This window comes from Nocardia sp. NPDC051833, assembly GCF_040681225.1.
In the GTDB taxonomy this organism is placed as follows: domain Bacteria; phylum Actinomycetota; class Actinomycetes; order Mycobacteriales; family Mycobacteriaceae; genus Nocardia.
The window spans coordinates 3418929-3435751 of the sequence record NZ_JBFAYK010000001.1 but is presented as its reverse complement, the minus strand read 5'-3'; the positions used below and the strand labels follow the sequence as shown (position 1 = coordinate 3435751).

The window sequence follows — 16823 nt, the reverse complement described above, 5'->3', positions numbered from 1 at the left end:
GATGGACTCCCCTCCTGAACCGGACAGGCGCGCGAACCCTGACACTTCACTGATGTGATCTGGGTCACCAAGCGAAATCGAGCGGGGTATGCGGCCCCTCGGCCGTCCACTGCTGGGTGACCCGGGCCAGCTTCGCCGGGTTGACCTGGATCTGCACCCCGGCGATGCCGTCGGGCGTGACATCGAGCCCGACGACCGCGATCACCTCGTCGCCGACCATCGCCAGCGCGCCGGGCCCACCGTTGACCACGCAGGCGTAGAACACCGGCGTCCCACCGACATAGGCGCGCTTGGCCGCCGTCGGCCGGAACACGTGGCTGAGGTAGCGGGCGATGCCGAGCGCGCCGAGGACCGGGGACTTGCGGGCCGGGATCCGGCCGCCGCCGTCGGCGATGCCGACCGCGTCGTCGACCAGCAGCCGGACCAGCGGGTCGGTGTCACCGCTGAGCACCGCCGCGAGGAACTCCTCGACGATCCGCTCCGCCGTGGCCGCGTCGACGGTGACGCGCGAGCGCCCGCCGACATGCTGCTTGGCCCGCCGGTAGATCTGCTGACAATTCGATTCGCCGATCTCGAGCATCTCGGCGATCTCGCGGTGCTGGTACCCGAACGCCTCGCGCAGCACGTACACCACGCGCTCGTTGGGCGAGAGCCGTTCCATCACGGCGAGCATCGCGAGCGAGACGGATTCGCGCTGCTCGACGGTGTCGGCCGGGCCGAGCATCCGGTCACCGGCCAGCACCGGCTCCGGAAGCCACTGTCCGACATAGGTTTCCCGTCGCACCCTGGCCGAGGTGAGCTGGTTGAGGCAGATATTGGTGAGGACCTTGGTCAGCCACGCGACCGGGGTCTCGATCCGGTCCCGGTCGGCAGCGTGCCAGCGCAGGTAGGTGTCCTGTACCGCGTCCTCGGCGTCACCGGCCGAGCCGAGCAGCCGGTAGGCGATCGCCTCCAGGCGGCCACGGGAGGCCTCGAACACATCGGCCTGGTCGGTACTGAGCATCATCCCCCCATGGTCGGCCATCCGGGCGGGCCGCCGCTACCCGGTGCGAGGTCACCGGCCGGACGGCCGCCAGCGCGGCGAACGACCGAGGGCACGCAGGATGCGGTCGAGCGTCGCCTCGTCGTCAGCGATCTCGAGCGCCGGGGCGAAGGCCGCGCCGGGACGCTGACGCGATTTTCCGGTCGGGACGGCCAAGGCGACGCGCAGCGCGGTCGGAGCCAGGTCGGGGTCGAGATCGATCGTGCCGCCGACGGATCGGGCGACATCCCACGCGTGCACGACGCTGTCGATGAGATGGAAGCCGAGGGCGATCGTGGCCGGGAACCGCCCGGGTGGGATCTCCGGCAGGGCCAGGGTGCGGGTGAGCGCGCCGGGTGCGGCGAAGGCGGCGAGCACCTCGTCGGCCGAGCGCAGGTAGTCACCGACCGGGTCGGCGGCGCGCCGGACTTCCCACACTCCCGGGTCGTCCTCGCCACGCGCCGCGGCCGCGAAGCCGCGGTTCTGGGTGCCCATGTGTTCGAGCAGGTCGCGCAGATCCCACCCGGCGCACGGCGTTTCGCAGGTCAGCGAGGCGTCGGCGACCGGCGAAACCGCGTCGACGCTCAACCGGACGGCGCGCCGATGCCTGGCGAGCAGGAGTTGATCTTCCGAAATGGTATGCATATGTAGATCGTATGCATATGCTTACGATCTGCCAAGGCGATCACCCCGGTAGATTTCGACCATGCCGAAAGCGACCCGCCCCGACCTCGCGGCCATGCTCGTGCCGCTCGGCCGCGCGCTGACGGAGGCGGAACGGCCCATCCTCGACCGGCACGGGCTCACCATGTGGGCCTACGTGGTGCTGCTCGGACTCGACGAACAACCCGTCCACACCCAGGCCGCGCTGGCCAAGGCGGTCCGCGCGGACAAGACCAGGATCATCCCGGTCCTCGACGACCTGCAGCGCCGCGGCCTGATCCGGCGCGAACCCGATCCGGCCGACCGGCGTGTCAACCTCGTCCGGCTGACCCCCGCCGGAGCGAACCTGCGCGACCGCGCCCAGCACGACATCCAGGCCCAGGAACAGCGGCTGCTCGCCGACCTCCCCGCCGCGGATCGGCACACCTTCCTGCGAGTACTACAAACCCTGTCCGAACGCAGCGGAACGCCGATCTCCGACGCGTGATCGATGACACAGACCGGCGATGAGGTTACCGGCCGTGGTACGCCTCATGAAGACGGATAAGCCCAGGTCATCTAGCCTTGAGAGGTGCCGAAGACTCATACCGGCACACTCTGACGCAACGGAGCGATCCCAGAGAAGAAAGCGACTGCCGATGATCCTGGCGGCTCAGCTCAGCGACACCCACTTCGACCTCACCCCGCGCAACACCGAGCGCGTGGAGCGAGTGATGGCCTATCTGGCCGACCTCCCCCGCAAGCCCGACGTCATCCTCGTCACCGGCGACATCACCGACTCCGGCAAGCCGGAGCAGTACGCCGAAGCCCGCTTGGCCCTGGCGGCCGACATCCCCGTCTACCTGCTGCCGGGCAACCACGACGACCGCGTCGCTTTCCGCACCGATCTACTGGGCGAACCGCCGTCCACCGCGCCGATCAACAGCGTCCACCGCGTCGGACCGCTCACCGTGATCCTGCTCGACTCCAGCGTTCCCGGCGAATCGGGCGGCCTGCTCGCCGACGAGACCTTCGACTGGCTGCGCGCGACGCTGGCCGCCGCGCCGGCCGACGGCCCCATCCTGGTGGCGCTGCATCATCCGCCGAAACCCGTCGCCAGCCCGGTCGTCGACGTGATCGCGCTGGCCGAGCCGGACCGCCTCGCCGCCGTCGTCGCGGGCGATCCGCGCATCATCGGCGTCCTCACCGGCCACGCGCACTCCCCCATCGCGACCACCTTCGCCGGAAAACCCATGGTGACCTGCCCGAGCACCGCGTCCGTGCTGGGCGGCGCCTGGGAGGTGACGCTGCCGCACAAGGTGATGGACTACGCGCCCGATCCGGCGGTCGCCCTGCACGTCATCGATGAGACCAATACCCTCACAACTCATTTCCGCACGGTGGCGATGGGCGGCTGGCTGGCCGAACCGCCGGTCTGAGCCCGGTTTCTCCACCGATTCCTCACACAACCGCTACACGAGGTCACAGACCGGCCACATACACCCCTGGCAGACTGGGACAGGTGAGAGACACGCCCGCGGAGCTGCCCCGCGGACCCCTGCGCCCCATCGAACTGGCCACCGGTGCCGTGATGGCCGGTCTGACCGTCGGCCTGATCACCGTCGGTTCCCTGGTGCCCATGGCCGCGGCCCTGCAACTGGTCGCGGCGGTTCCGCTGGGTCTGCTCGCCCACCGCTATCGCCTGCGCGCGCTGGTCACCGCCAGCGTCGCGGCGGGGCTGGTCACCTTCGTCGCCGCGGGCATCATGCCCGCGCTCGGCGTGTTCGGCGCCGCGACGCTCGCGGGCATCATCGGCATCGTGAAGCGGCGCGGCGGCGGGCTGCCCGCGGTGCTGGCGCTCGCGACGCTCGCCGGTGTGGGCTGGGGCCTGTTCTCGGTCGGCAGCCTGCTGCTCTTCGCGCGCACCAGGGAGCTGTTCTTCGAGGCCATCCGCAATACCGCCAAGGGCATCCAGAACCTGGCCGCCCGGCAACCCGCGCTCGAGCCGCTCGGCCGCGCCGCCGCCGACCTCACCGAAGCGCTGCTCCGCAATTGGTGGCTCTACCTCGGCGGATCGGTCTTCCTCGGGGTACTGGTGAGCGCGATCGTGTCGTGGTTCGTGCTCGGCACGGTGCTGGACCGGCTGGCCTGGCTGCCCGGCAGCGACCGCCTCGACGCCCCCGACGACGACCGCGCGATCGGCCCGCTGCCGGTCACCCTGCACGGCGCGGGCTACCGCTATCCCGGCGCCACCGCCGACGCGCTGTCCGGCATCGACCTGACCATCCACCCGGGCGAGTTCGTCGCCGTGGTCGGTCACAACGGTTCGGGCAAGTCGACGCTCACCCGCGTGCTCGCGGGCAGGCCGCCGACCTCGGGCGCGGTCAGCAGGCCGGGCTCGGCCGGACTGGGCGAGTTGGGCGGCACCGCGCTGGTGCTGCAACGCCCGGAGAGCCAGACCCTCGGCGTCTCGGTCGCCGACGACGTCGTGTGGGGTCTGTCGGCCGAGCTGGCCGCCGAGGTCGAGGTCGACGCGCTGCTGGCCGAGGTCGGCCTGACCGGCATGGGCAGGCGCGAGACCGCGACCCTCTCGGGCGGTCAGCAGCAGCGTCTCGCCGTCGCCGCCGCGCTGGCCCGGCGCCCCGCGCTGCTCATCGCCGACGAGGCGACCTCGATGATCGATCCCGACGGCCGCCGCGACCTCGTCGCGCTGCTGGCCGAACTGCCGCGCAGGCACGGCACCGCCGTCGTCCTGGTGACCCACCACGAGGCCGACGCGAGCGCCGCCGACCGGGTGATCCACCTGGCGAACGGCCGTATGGTCGACCACCTCGCCCGCTGGCCGCAGCCCGCCCGCGACCAGCGCCGCGGCCCGATGGGCGCGACCATCCTGGAACTGACCGACGTGCGCCACACCTACAACCGCGGCACGCCGTGGGAGGCGCCCGCGCTGCACGGCGTCGACCTGTCGGTGCGCCAAGGCGAAGCGCTGCTGATCGTCGGCGGCAACGGTTCCGGCAAGTCGACGCTGGCCTGGATCATCGCCGGGCTCATCGCGCCCAGCTCGGGTCGCTGCGAGCTGCGCGGCGATCCGGTGGACCAGCAGATCGGCCGGGTCGCGCTGGCCTTCCAGCACTCCCGGCTGCAATTGCAGAAGCAGACCGTCGGCGCCGAGATCGCCGACTGGGGCGGCCGGGCGACCGGCTCCGGCGCGGTCGGCCGGGCGCTGGACGCCGTGGGCCTGGACCGCCGCCTCGCCGCCCGCTCGGTCGAGGAACTCAGCGGCGGGCAGGCCAAGCGGGTGGTGCTCGCGGCGATGGTGGCCAGTCATCCCCAGGTGGTGGTGCTGGACGAACCGCTGGCCGGACTCGATCCGCAGGGCCGCGCCGAGATCGTCGAACTGCTCGCCCGGCTGCGCGACGCGGGGCAGACGCTGATCGTCATCTCCCACGACGTGGCCGATGTGACCGCGGTGTGCGACCGGACCGTGCACCTGGACGCGGGCGTCGTCGTCGAGACCGCGGGCGCGCGGCGCCCGGTCGGCGCGCAGCCGGCGCCGCTGCTGCCGGGACGCCCGGAAACCGTCTGGCGACTGGACAATCCACCGCACAACGAACCGGGAAGCGGGGTCGTCCGATGAGTACCGTGCTGCTGCGTGAGGTTCCGGTCGACAGTGTCGTACACCGGTTGTGGGCGGGGACCAAGATGATCGCCGCCTTCCTGATCAGCCTGCTGCTGATGTTCCTGCCGACCTGGCCGGTGCTCGGCATGATGATCGCGTTCCTGGTGCTGATCTGGGTGGTGGCCCGGCTGCCGCTGGGCGCGCTGCCCCGATTGCCCTGGTGGTTCTGGGGTTTGGTGCTGCTCGGCGGGCTGATCAACGCGCCGATCGGGATGAAGGCGGTGCTCGGGTACGCGCAGGTCTTCGTGTTCGGCATGGTGCTGGTGGCGGCCTCGTTCCTGATCGCCTACACCACCCCGATGGGCGAGGTGGCGCCCGCGCTGGCGAAACTCGGTGCGCCACTGCGCAAGCTGCGCCTGCCGGTGGACGAGTGGGCGGTGGTCGTCGCGCTGACGCTGCGTGGCCTGCCGCTGCTGCTCGACGAGATCCGGGTGCTGCGCGCGGCGCGCAAACTGCGCCCGAAGGAGAACCTGCTGCATCGCGCCGCCGATGCCAACCCGCTCATCGACATCCTCACCGCGTGCATGGCGGTATCCACCCGCCGCGCGGGCGAACTCGGCGAGGCGATCACCGCGCGCGGCGGCACCGGCATGCTCACCGCGCACCCCAGCGCGCCCACCCGCCGCGACGCGATCGCCCTCGGCGTCGTCGTCGCGGTCTGCGTCGGCGCGATCGCGCTGAGCGTCGCGCTCTGACCCCGCCGGGCGTCCTGCGCCGCGCGGGGCGCGGGCCGGGCGATACTGGCTGGCGTGACCCACAGCGAGCGCGCGGTTCCCGCCTGGCGCGAGCCCACCGAGGGCGAGTCCCGCCTGGCCGCCACCGCGGCGATCCTGACGATCGTGGTCGTCCAGGTGCTGCTGCCGAGCGAGTTCCTGCCCGCCCCGGTGTGGTTGCTGCCGATGCTCGAGCTCGGCGTGATGGCGGTGCTGCTGATCGCCAACCCGAGCCGGATGGATCGCGAGGAACCCTGGATCCGCCGGCTCAGCCTGCTGCTGTCCGGCCTGATCAGCTTCGCGACCACGGTGTCGGCGCTGCGCCTCGTGCAGACCATCTTCACGGGCGAGGACAACCGCGGGGCAGGGACGCTGCTCGGTAGCGGGGCGATGATCTGGGCGACCAACATCATCGCCTTCTCCCTGCTGTACTGGGAGTTCGATCGGGGTGGTCCCGCCGCGCGCGCCAACGGCCGGAAACCTCTACCAGACTTCTTGTTTCCGCAGATGCAGGACGAACGGCTCGGCGGCAAGGACTGGCGGCCGGAGTACCTCGACTACCTCTACCTGGCCTTCACCAACGCGGCCTCCTTCGCCCCGGCCGATGTGCTCCCGCTGTCGCGGTGGTGCAAGGTGCTGATGATGGCGCAATCCGCCATTTCCGTGGTCATCGTCGTCACGATCGTCGCGCGCGCGATCAACATCATCGAGTAGTGGGCGAGCACGGTTCGCGATAGCGAATAACTATGAAAGATTTGATGTTTAAAACCCGAATTCACTGTTCAGCTACCCTCGGGCAGGCTATGGTTCATCTCGACATCGAGCTGGACCGCTTTACGCGCCGTCACTAGCTTTCTCGGGGGAGCCATGATCACGGCGCATTTCGTTTGGGCACGTCACCTGATGAACCAGATGGGAACGTTCACATGATCATCCGCAAGATCGCCGCCGCGGCCATTCCGGTCCTCGCGGTAGCGCTCGTCGGCACCGGTGTGGCAGGGGCGGATCCGGTAACCCCGGACGTCGAGTACCGCACCGACCTGGTCGGCAACAAAGTCATCACCACCCTCACCCACGGCACCTTCGCCATCGACGGCGGCACCGTCCACGTCCGTGACGAAGCGGGCGCGACCCTGGTCTCGCTGCCGCTCTCGATCCGTGACGGCAGCCTCGAATACCCGCTGCCGCACACGGTTCGCGAGGACAGCCGAGTCCTCGAACTGACCGCGGTCAAGGACGTCGCGGCGGCCAGGCCCAACCTGACCCCGGTCGCCTCGCCCGCGGAAAACTATGCGGCACAGGCGAACTTCGCCTCCACCTTCGGCCTGGCCACCGCCATCGGCAGCTTCGTCGGCATGGCCGTCGGCGCGGTCATCGGCCTGGTGGTCGGCGCGGCGGCGGGCGGCGTCGGCGCGATTCCCGGCTTCATCACCGGCGCTACCGTCGGCGGGATCATCGGCACCCTCGTCGTCGGCGGACCCACGCTGGCCGTCGCGGGCTTCGACCTGATCAACACGCTGCTGGCGCCGCCGGGCACCACGCAGTGGGCGCAGCAGACCAAATAGTCTGCGCAACAGCCCTATTGCCGGTCGCATCGACGCCTACACTGGCGTCGGTGCGACAAGGCAACGGACTCGACATTCCCGATACCCTCGGCGATCTGTGCGCGCCCGACCGGATGGCGCTGATCGTCTACGACATGCAGGTCGGCGTGCTCGGCCAGCTGCCCGACGGCCAGGAGGTCGTCGAACGGGTGGTGCGCGTGGTCGAGGCCGCCCGCAGTGCGGGCTATCCGGTGATCTTCCTGCGGCACTTCTTCCCGCCGCGCCGCCTCTCCGGCGTCTACGCGATGCGCCTGCTGATGGGCTGGCAGCACGCGGAATCCATCGATGACGTGCAGTTCATCCTCCAGCGCGATACCCCGGGCTTCGAACTGGTGCCGGAACTGGTACCCCGCGCGGACGAACTGGTCCTGGACAAGATGACCATGTCGGCCTTCGAGGGCACCCCGCTGGCCGCGCTCCTGCGCGATCTGAAGATCGGCGCCTACGCCATCGCCGGCGTCGCGCTCGAGATCGGCATCGTGCCCACCGTCGCGCATTCCACCGACCTGGGCTTCGTCCCGGTGGTGATCGGCGACGCCTGCGGCGGCCGCGACGAAGAAGCCATGGCGAGGGCCTACGACGAGTTCGCCTTCCAGGGAAACGCGCTGGTCACCGACGTCGCGACGATCACCGACCTGATGAAGAACCCCACTGGCTAACCTGTGGCACACGGTTTTCGGCCATCTCGCGCCCGAGGGGCGATACGGAACGCCGACGGCGCGGTATCGCTTCTCGGACGCGAGGTGACGAGGCCGGAAGCCCTGCGGCACCAGCCGCCGAGACCTCAGTCCCGGATGGCCTTCTTGGCCGCGTCCTGGGCGGAATCGACCTGACCGGAGAACTTCCCGCCGGTCTTCTCGTCGACCACGTCACCGGCCTTCTCGATGACCCCGTCGACCTTGTCCGCATGCTGGGCGGCCAGATCCATCGCCTTGCCCGCCAGGTTCTTGAAATCCACCGTGCACTCCTCGCTGATTCGAACCGGTCCAACGCGATCACCCTAGCAACACCGCAGCTTTCGCGGCAGGGTCAGCTCGGTGAACTCGTCACGCCGTCCCACACCGGATGCCACAGCCTGCCGGTGTCGGTCCAGGACTGGAAACGGACGGTACCGGTGAGTTCGGGGGTGACCCACTGCGCGTCGTGCCGCTCCTCGGCGGTCATCTCGTTGACGAACGGCGAGCTCGCGCGGTGCAGCCGCCGCAGTTCCGCCGCGATCCGCCGGGACTGCTCGACGCCGAAACCGGTACCGACGCGGCCGATGTAGACCAGCCCGTTCTCGTGTGGGATACCGAGCAGCAGCGATTTGAACTCGCGCTTGTCGCTGCGCCGCCACCCCCCGATGACGACCTCCCTGCTGCGCCAGTTGCGCTGTTTGAGCCAGGTCTGGGTGCGCTTGCCCGGTTGATACATCGAGTCGACCCGCTTGGCGACGACCCCTTCCTGCCCCTGTTCCCGGCTGACCGCCATGGCCTCGGCCCCCGACCCCGCCAGCAACGGGGAGACGTTCATCGACGGCGCCAGCTTGCCGAGGGCCTCGAGCACCGCGCGCCGGTCGCTGTACTTCTTGCGCAGCAGCGAGGTGCCGTCGAGGTAGAGCACGTCGAAGGCGACGAACACCGCGAGCGCCGAATCAGCTTGCAGCGCCGAGATATCCGAGAGCCCGCTCGCATCGAGGACCACGGCCTCGCCGTCGAGCACCACGCGGTGCCCGGCCAGCTCGCCGCCCAGCGCGGCCAGCCGGGGGTAGCGGGCGGTCACGGTGTTGCCCGCGCGGCTGCGGACGGTGACGATGCCGTCGTCGATCTCGACGATCACCCGGAAGCCGTCCCACTTGGTCTCGAAGGCCCAGTCCCCCGCGCTCAGCCCGTCCACCTCGCCCGCTGTGGCGAGCATCGGCGACAGGCCGCGCGGAAAGTCCCCGGTGCCGGTGTCCCCCACCGGTTCTCGTGGGCTCTGGTCGCGCATGAAGTGCATCAGCCACTGGTCGCCGTTGGTGCGGATGAAGGCGTAGCGGCCGTGCAGGCGGCCGCCGTCCAGTTCCACGATCACTTCGTCGTCGCGCCATTTCTCGGTGCGGTAGGTGCCTGTGTCCCAGATCGTCATCTCGCCCGCGCCGTACTCGCCCTTCGGGATGGTGCCGTGGAAGTCGAGATATTCGAGGGGATGGTCCTCGGTGCGCACGGCGAGCCGATTGTGTCTCGGTTCGGTCGGCGGGCCCTTGGGCACCGCCCACGACGCGAGCACACCGTCGCGTTCGAGCCGGACGTCCCAGTGCAGCCGGCGCGCGTGGTGCTCCTGGACGACGAAGCGATCGCCGGGCCCCGGCTCCGGCGGCGCGGCGGGCACCGGTTCGGGCGTGCGGTCGGGATCGCGCATGCTGCGGTACTTGGTGAGCGCGTCGGGGCCGCTGGGCAGCGGCGGATCGAGCTCGGCCAGCAGGTCGCCGTCGCGCTGCCAGCGCACGAGAACCTCGTCGAAGCGCAGCTGGCGCAGCGACTGCGCGTCCTCGATCTCGGCCCAGTCGCGCGGCGCCGCGGCATTGGGCTCGGCCCGGCCGCGCAGCGAGTACGGGGCGATGGTGGTCTTGGCCGCGTTGTTCTGGCTCCAGTCCAGGAAGACCTTGCCCGCGCGGGCCGACTTCGCCATCGTCGCGGTGACCAGATCCGGGTGCAGCTGTTCGAGATTGGCGGCGACCTGCTTGGCGACGGTGGACGCGCCGCGTGAGCTCACCACCCGATCCAGCGGCACGTAGACGTGAATTCCCTTGCTGCCGCTGGTCACCGGGAACGCGCGCATCCCGATCTCGGCGACCAGGTCGCGCACGGCGAGCGCCACCCGCGCGCATTCGGCCAGGCCGGCACCGGGGCCGGGATCGAGGTCGAACACGATCCTGGTCGCCGGGCCGCGCTGGTCACCGTCGAAACGCCATTGCGGCACATGGACTTCCAGGGCCGCCTGCTGGCCGAGCCAGGCCAGTCCCGCTTCGGAGTCGATCAGCGGGTAGGTCACCGTGCGGCTGGAATGCTCGATCACCCGGCGCTGGATCCAGGCGGGTGCGTGCTCCGGCAGATTCTTCTCGAAGAAATCGGGGTGGTCCACCCCGTTGGGCCACCGCTTCCTGGTGACCGGCCGCCCCGCGAGATGGGGCAACATCGCCTCGGCGATCGCCGAATAGTAGGCGATCACCTCGCCTTTGGTCGTCCCGGTCGCCGGGTACAGCTCCTTGTCGAGGTTGCTGAGCTCAACCTCGATCGCCGGTTCCCCCGGCGGACCCCGGAACTCCCGGCGGACCATCGACGCGGTTCGGCCGCGGGGACCGACGGCCTGCGGCCCCCGCGCACCGAATCAGGCCTGCGGTCCCGGATCGGTCGGGGCGGCGCCGCCTGCGGTGCTCCCGGGGTCGGCCTGCGGCGGAACGACCTTCTTCGCCGCGTCCTTGCCCTTCTCGATCTTGTCGCTGTACTTGCCGCCGGTCTTGTCATCGATGAAGCTGCCGGCCTTGTCGACCGCTTCGTTGATCTTGTCGGCGTTCTGCGCAGCCGCTTCCTTGCCCTTACCGAGCAAGCCCTTCAAGGTATCCACGAGACTCATCTGCCGATGTTCCTTTCCCGTAAGAAGGTGTCACTCCACATCCTCCCACCACGAAACCCGCGGTGGGAGGTCATTCGGAACCACCCGCTGGCCCGGCTTGGGCACCACTGTGGAGGTACCCGCCGCGGCCGCCGCGGACACCAATCGATGCACCGGCTCGGACCATCCGTGGAAGGCGAGGTTGAAGGTGGCCCAGTGGATCGGGACCAGCAGCCCGTACCCGGGGTCGCCCAGGCACAGGTCGGCGTGCGCGCGCACCGCCTCCTCGGGATTCATGTGCACATCGGTCCAGCGCTCGTCGTAGGCGCCGATCGGCAGCAGCGTCAGGTCGAACGGGCCGAGGACGGCGCCCGCCTGGGCGAAGGCCTTGGTGTAGCCGGTGTCGCCGCCGAAATAGACCCGCTTGGTGGGTCCGGCCAGCGCCCACGACGCCCACAGCGTGGTGTTGCGGACCAGGCCGCGACCGGAGAAGTGCCTGGCCTCGGCACAGGTGATGGTGAGACCGCGGTCGTTCTCGCCGCGGCCGAGCGAGACCGAGCCACCCCAGTCGAGCTCGATGATCCGGTACTCGGGCACACCCCAGTGGCGCAGGTGGGCGCCGATACCGGTGGGCACGACGAACGGCGCGAGCTGTTCGCGGACCAGGGCGTCGACGGTGGCCTTGTCCAGGTGGTCGTAGTGATCGTGGGAGATGATCACCGCGTCGACGGCGGGCAGCTCCGTCAGTTCGCCGGGGACCGGGTGCAGCCGAGCCGGGCCGATCACCGGCGACGGCGAGACCCGCTCGCTCCACACCGGGTCGGCCAGCACGCGGTAGCCGTCGAGCTCGATCAGCGCGCTCGCGTGCCCGTACCAGGTCACCGCCAGGTCGGCGGCCTCGGCGGGCGGGGCGGGCGTCTCCAGTGGCACCGGACGCGACGGCCTGCCCACCCGGCCCTTGGTCAGCCCGGACCACAGCAGCGACGGTGCGGCGCCCGCGGCCATCATGCTGCTCGGCTCGGTGTTGTGGAACCGGCCGTCCCGATACGACGACTTGCCCAGTGCGGTCGGTTCGATGTCCGCGGGGCCCGCGCCGAGCGCGGTGGGCAGTCCCCACACCGCACGCGCTACCCAGGCGAGCCCGAGCGTGCTCGCCACCGACCCCGCAACGCGTGCGAGCCGCATCAGCGGCCCACGAACTTCGCCGGGCGCTTCTCCTGCCGAGCCAATCGGCCCTCCTTCGCGTCGTTGCTTGACCAGGCGGCTTCCAGCGCGGCCCGCTGCTGAGCACTGGCCGGATCGCGGGTGCCGTCGTCGTTGAGCATCAGTTTCATCGCCTGGAGCGACAGTGGCGCGAGCGCGGCGATGGACTTCGCCCAGTCCTGCGCGTCGGCGAGGGTGCCGAGCTTGTTGGCGAAGCCGAAGGTGTAAGCGTCGGCGGCCGAGACCGGGTCGGCCGCGAGCAGGATGGTGCGCGCCGGACCGCCACCGATCAGCGAGACCAGCCGCGAGACCGTCCAGCGGTCGACCGAGATGCCCAGCTTGGCGGCGGGCACCGCGATGAACGCGTCCGGTTCGATCACCCGCAGGTCCGAGGCGATCGCCAGCTGCACGCCCGCGCCGAGCGCACCGCCGTTGATCGCCGAGATCACCGGCACCGGGAGGGATTCGATGGTGTGCAGCATGTCGAGCAGGCCGCCGAGGAACGACTCGGAGTACACGCCCGACAGATCGGCGCCCGCGCTGAAGATCGGCCCACGGCCGGTCAGCACGATCGCCCGCGCGCCGTGGGCCACCGCGTCGAGCATCGCGTCGCGCAGCAGACCGACCAGTTCCTCGCTGAGCGCGTTGCGCCGTTCCTCGCGCTGCATTTCGATGGTGATCACGTCACCATCGCGAGTCACGCCGAGCATGCGTCCTCCCCAGAAGTACCGACACCATCGTTGCCCTAACTCTGCCACAGGCGGCCGTCGGCGCCCGGTAAGGCGATAGCATCGGCGGCTGTGGCGACCGACTTCGACATCCTGGTGATCGGTGCGGGCCAGTCCGGACTCTCCGCCGGTTACCACCTGCGCCGCCTCGGGTTGGTTCCCGAACGCGACTTCCTCATCGTCGACCACGCCCCCGGCCCCGGCGGTGCTTGGCAGTTCCGGTGGCCCTCCCTCACGCTGACCACCGTCAACCGGGTGCACGATCTGCCGGGGATGTCCTTCGCCGAGACACTGCCGCCCGGCTCGGAGTCGGCGCCGGCGGCCAGCGCGGTGCCGCACTACTACGAGCTCTACGAGAAGCGCTTCGACCTGCGGGTTCGCCGGCAGGTGACGGTGAACGTGGTGTGCGACCGGACCGCCGACGGCCAGTCCTGCGCCGGTCGCGGCGAGGTGCTGCACGTGGAGACCGAGGGCGCGGGGACGCTGCGCACCCGCGGATTGATCAACGGCACCGGCACCTGGGAGCACCCGTTCATCCCGGTCTACCCCGGCGCGGACAGCTTCGCCGGACGGCAGCTGCACACCCGCGACTACCGCACCGCCGCCGAGTTCGCCGGCAAACACGTGGTCATCGTCGGGGGCGGCATCTCGGCGGTGCAATTGCTCGACGAGATCTCCCAGGTGACGTCCACCACATGGGTCACCCGCAGCGAGCCGGTGTTCCGCTCACTGCCGTTCCGCGAGGACGACGGGCGCGCGGCCGTCGCGATCGTCGAGGACCGGGTGCGCCGCGGGTTGCCGCCCGGGTCGGTGGTCTCGGTGACCGGTCTGCCGCTCGACGAGCGCCTGCGCGCCGCGCGCGACCGCGGCGTCCTCGTCCGGCAGCCGATGTTCGAGCGGATCGAACCGACCGGGGTGCGCTGGGCCGACGGACGGTTCCAGGCGGCCGACGTCATCCTGTGGGCGACCGGCTTCCGCAGCGCGCTCGACCACCTGGCGCCGCTGCGGCTGCGCGGGCCCGGTGGCGGCATCACGATGACCGGCAGGCTGGCCACCCAGGTGGCGGTCGACCCGCGCGTGCACCTGATCGGCTACGGACCGTCGGCCAGCACCATCGGCGCCAACCGGGCGGGCCGGGCCGCCGCCGCCGAACTGACCGGCTACCTGGGGATCACGCCAGCCCGGCGCTGAACGTGCCCGGATCGGGGCCGACGCGGGTGCCCGTGTCCAGCCGGTTGATCGCCTCCATCGCCTGCGCGTCCAGTTCGAAGGAGAACACGTCGAAGTTCTCGGCGATGCGCGATGGGGTGACCGACTTCGGGATGACGATATTGCCCAGCTGCAGGTGCCAGCGGATGATCACCTGCGCCGGCGTGCGGTCGAGTTCCTTGGCGATGGTGACCACGGTCGGGTTGTCCAGCAGCGTGCCCTGCCCCAGCGGGCTCCACGCCTCGGTGGCGATGGCGTGGTTGGCGTCGTACTGGCGCAGTTCGCGCTGCGCGAGGGTGGGATGCAGTTCGATCTGGTTGACCGCCGGGGTCTCGCCGGTCTCGGCGATCACGGTCTCGAGGTCGATCACCCGGAAGTTGGAGACGCCGATCGAGCCGATCCGGCCCTGCGCCTTGAGCGCCTGGAAGGCGCGGAAGGTGTCGACGTAGCGACCGGCCGATGGCACCGGCCAGTGGATCAGGTACAGGTCGAGATAGTCCAGGCCGAGGCGCCGCATGCTGGCGTCGAAGGCGCGCAGCGTGCTGTCGTAGCCCTGCTCGGCGTTCCAGAGCTTGGTGGTCACGTAGATCTCGTCGCGGGGGATGCCCGAGGCGCGGATGGCGCGGCCGACGCCCTCCTCGTTGCCGTAGATCGCGGCCGTGTCGATGCTGCGGTAGCCGACGTCCAGCGCGGCGGCCACCACCGGGGTGACGTCGTCCTCCGGCACCTGGAACACACCGAAGCCGAGCTGCGGAATGACGTTCCCGTCATTGAGCACGATGGTGGGAACAGGGCTGTTAGCGCTACGGAAGGTCACCCATCCGACGGTAGAAGTGCTTCGCCGTACCGTCAACGACGCGCCCTCGCGTGTTTCCCCCGGTTCCGGACCGGGTAGGAAGCGGGGCGCCGGTCAGTGACCGGCCCCGGGAAGGCCGATTCGCCGGTAGCGCGCCTGCCGCAGGACACGCAGTTCCGCCGTCGGCGTGGCGCGCAGGGCGGCCAGCTCCTCGGTGACCGCGAGCACCATGCGGCGGGCGAAGGCGACGGGTTCGTCGGCGGCGTCGGGGTGCTCGTCGACGATGCGGTCGACGACACCGTCGGCGTGCAGGTCGATCGCGCGGATGCCTTGGGCCGCAGCGAGTTCCGCCGCGTGCGCGGTGTCACGGAAGACGATGGCGCTCGCGCCCTCCGGCGGCAGCGGGGCCAGCCACCCGTGGCCTGCGGCCAGCACCCGGTCGGCCGGGAGCAGGGCCAGCGCGCCGCCGCCGGTGCCCTGGCCGAGCAGGATCGAGACGGTCGGGGTGTCGAGGGTGACGAGATCGGCCAGGCAGCGGGCGATTTCGGGGGCGAGGCCGCGCTCCTCGGCCTCCTTGGACAGCGCCGCGCCGACGGTGTCGATCACCAGGACGAGCGGCAGGCGCAGCTCACGGGCCAGCGCCATCGCCCGGCGGGCCTCGCGCAGGGCGGCCGGGCCCATCGTGTGCTCGCCCTGCTGGCCGGAGCGGTCGTGGCCGAAGACGACACAGGGCTGTCCGCCGAAGCGGGCCAGCGCCAGCACCACGGTGCGATCGGACTCGCCCTGGCCGGTGCCGCTGAGCGGAACCCGTTGGGTCACATGGCGGAGCAGGTCGCGGAGGCCGGGGCGGCCAGGGCGGCGAGTGCTCAGCACCGAGTCCCAGGCGGTCGACGCGGAATCGGCGGCGGCGGCCGGACTGCGCACCGGCGCGGCCCAGCCGGGTTCGGCCGCCACCGGCAGCACGACGCCGCTCGCGACGCTGAGGGCCCGGTGGGCGATCCGGCGGAACACCTCGACGGTCACCACGCCGTCGATCACGCCGTTGCGGTACAGGTTCTCCGCCGTCTGCACGCCGGGCGGAAAGGGCTTGCCGTACAGCGCTTCGTACACGCGCGGCCCGAGGAAGCCGATCAGCGCGCCGGGCGCGGCGAAGGTGATGTGGCCCAGCGATCCCCACGACGCGAACACCCCACCCATCGTGGGATCGCGCAGGTACACGAGGTAGGGATGCCCCGCCGCCTTGTGCACCGCGACCGCCCCCGCGATCTTCACCATCTGCACGAAAGCGACTGTGCCCTCCTGCATCCTGGTCCCGCCCGAGGTCGGCGACGCGATCAGCGGCAATCCCAGCTCGGTCGCCCGCTCCACCGCCGACACGATCCGCTCGGCCGCCGCCACCCCCACCGACCCGGCCAAGAACGCGAACTCACAGGCGATCACAGCCACCCGCCGCCCGCGCAACAACCCCTCCCCCGTCACCACCGACTCGTCGGTACCCGCCCGCCGCTCCGCCGCGACGAGCTCCTGCCGGTACTTGGGCGAGACCGCGGGCTCGACCGGCGGCCGATCCCAGCTCAGAAACGAATCGGTATCGAGCAACTGCCCGATCAGGTCGAACGCCGACATACGCACGCGCCGAGCCTAGCCCCATC

General features: G+C 70.6%; 17 protein-coding genes. 8 read left to right on the top strand and 9 right to left on the bottom strand.

The annotated features are described in order from the left end of the window. Window positions 1–64 precede the first annotated feature (64 nt). Together sigJ and AB0L91_RS15680 are read right to left on the bottom strand one after the other, a co-directional pair. Window positions 65–1006, bottom strand: coding sequence for an RNA polymerase sigma factor SigJ (gene sigJ, locus AB0L91_RS15685; protein WP_365010441.1), 942 nt, complete (start codon window positions 1004–1006; stop codon window positions 65–67). A 48-nt stretch (window positions 1007–1054) separates the two neighbouring features. Continuing rightward, entirely contained in the window at window positions 1055–1666 is a 612-nt protein-coding gene (locus AB0L91_RS15680) for a TIGR03086 family metal-binding protein (RefSeq protein ID WP_365010438.1), read from the bottom strand. A gap of 61 nt (window positions 1667–1727) precedes the next feature. On the opposite strand from AB0L91_RS15680, the gene AB0L91_RS15675 reads away from it, so the two are divergent. The 7 genes from AB0L91_RS15675 to AB0L91_RS15645 all read left to right on the top strand — a co-directional run bounded on the left by AB0L91_RS15675 (window position 1728) and on the right by AB0L91_RS15645 (window position 8321). After that, window positions 1728–2171 (top strand): MarR family transcriptional regulator, encoded by a 444-nt coding sequence (locus AB0L91_RS15675; RefSeq protein ID WP_365010435.1) that lies wholly within the window; start codon window positions 1728–1730, stop codon window positions 2169–2171. Between the two features lie 151 nt (window positions 2172–2322). Beyond that, window positions 2323–3102, top strand: coding sequence for a metallophosphoesterase (locus AB0L91_RS15670; protein WP_355271157.1), 780 nt, complete (start codon window positions 2323–2325; stop codon window positions 3100–3102). Between the two features lie 83 nt (window positions 3103–3185). Then, window positions 3186–5303, top strand: coding sequence for an ATP-binding cassette domain-containing protein (locus tag AB0L91_RS15665; protein ID WP_365010433.1), 2118 nt, complete (start codon window positions 3186–3188; stop codon window positions 5301–5303). Further along, window positions 5300–6040, top strand: a complete 741-nt coding sequence (locus tag AB0L91_RS15660; RefSeq protein WP_355271154.1) for an energy-coupling factor transporter transmembrane protein EcfT — start codon at window positions 5300–5302, stop codon at window positions 6038–6040. Before AB0L91_RS15665 ends, AB0L91_RS15660 begins: the two co-directional genes overlap by 4 nt. Before the next feature lie 54 nt (window positions 6041–6094). Then, on the top strand, window positions 6095–6772 hold the full coding sequence (locus AB0L91_RS15655; protein WP_357346393.1) for a hypothetical protein: 678 nt from the start codon (window positions 6095–6097) through the stop codon (window positions 6770–6772). A gap of 212 nt (window positions 6773–6984) precedes the next feature. Continuing rightward, window positions 6985–7623: an ammonium transporter gene (locus AB0L91_RS15650; RefSeq protein ID WP_365010429.1), complete on the top strand. Its 639-nt coding sequence runs from the start codon at window positions 6985–6987 to the stop codon at window positions 7621–7623. Between the two features lie 50 nt (window positions 7624–7673). Beyond that, entirely contained in the window at window positions 7674–8321 is a 648-nt protein-coding gene (locus AB0L91_RS15645) for an isochorismatase family cysteine hydrolase (RefSeq protein WP_357346392.1), read from the top strand. A 125-nt stretch (window positions 8322–8446) separates the two neighbouring features. Here AB0L91_RS15645 and AB0L91_RS15640 read toward each other — a convergent pair whose 3' ends face one another. The 5 genes from AB0L91_RS15640 to AB0L91_RS15620 form a co-directional block, all read right to left on the bottom strand. After that, window positions 8447–8620, bottom strand: a complete 174-nt coding sequence (locus AB0L91_RS15640; RefSeq protein WP_355271148.1) for an antitoxin — start codon at window positions 8618–8620, stop codon at window positions 8447–8449. 71 nt (window positions 8621–8691) lie between these two features. Next, the gene (locus tag AB0L91_RS15635; protein ID WP_365010425.1) at window positions 8692–10959 is read right to left on the bottom strand and encodes an ATP-dependent DNA ligase; all 2268 of its coding nucleotides are present in this window, start codon (window positions 10957–10959) and stop codon (window positions 8692–8694) included. A 51-nt stretch (window positions 10960–11010) separates the two neighbouring features. Next, entirely contained in the window at window positions 11011–11256 is a 246-nt protein-coding gene (locus AB0L91_RS15630) for an antitoxin (protein WP_355271145.1), read from the bottom strand. Between the two features lie 30 nt (window positions 11257–11286). Beyond that, window positions 11287–12420 (bottom strand): MBL fold metallo-hydrolase, encoded by a 1134-nt coding sequence (locus AB0L91_RS15625; protein WP_365010422.1) that lies wholly within the window; start codon window positions 12418–12420, stop codon window positions 11287–11289. Beyond that, window positions 12420–13148, bottom strand: a complete 729-nt coding sequence (locus AB0L91_RS15620; RefSeq protein ID WP_357346389.1) for an enoyl-CoA hydratase — start codon at window positions 13146–13148, stop codon at window positions 12420–12422. Before AB0L91_RS15620 ends, AB0L91_RS15625 begins: the two co-directional genes overlap by 1 nt. A gap of 90 nt (window positions 13149–13238) precedes the next feature. Here AB0L91_RS15620 and AB0L91_RS15615 point away from each other — a divergent pair, with 90 nt between their 5' ends. Then, on the top strand, window positions 13239–14357 hold the full coding sequence (locus tag AB0L91_RS15615) for an NAD(P)-binding domain-containing protein (protein ID WP_355271141.1): 1119 nt from the start codon (window positions 13239–13241) through the stop codon (window positions 14355–14357). Here AB0L91_RS15615 and AB0L91_RS15610 read toward each other — a convergent pair. Next, the gene (locus AB0L91_RS15610) at window positions 14338–15192 is read right to left on the bottom strand and encodes an aldo/keto reductase (protein WP_365010419.1); all 855 of its coding nucleotides are present in this window, start codon (window positions 15190–15192) and stop codon (window positions 14338–14340) included. The genes AB0L91_RS15615 and AB0L91_RS15610 overlap by 20 nt on opposite strands. Before the next feature lie 93 nt (window positions 15193–15285). Continuing rightward, entirely contained in the window at window positions 15286–16797 is a 1512-nt protein-coding gene (locus AB0L91_RS15605) for a carboxyl transferase domain-containing protein (RefSeq protein ID WP_365011312.1), read from the bottom strand. Between the last annotated feature and the right edge of the window lie 26 nt (window positions 16798–16823).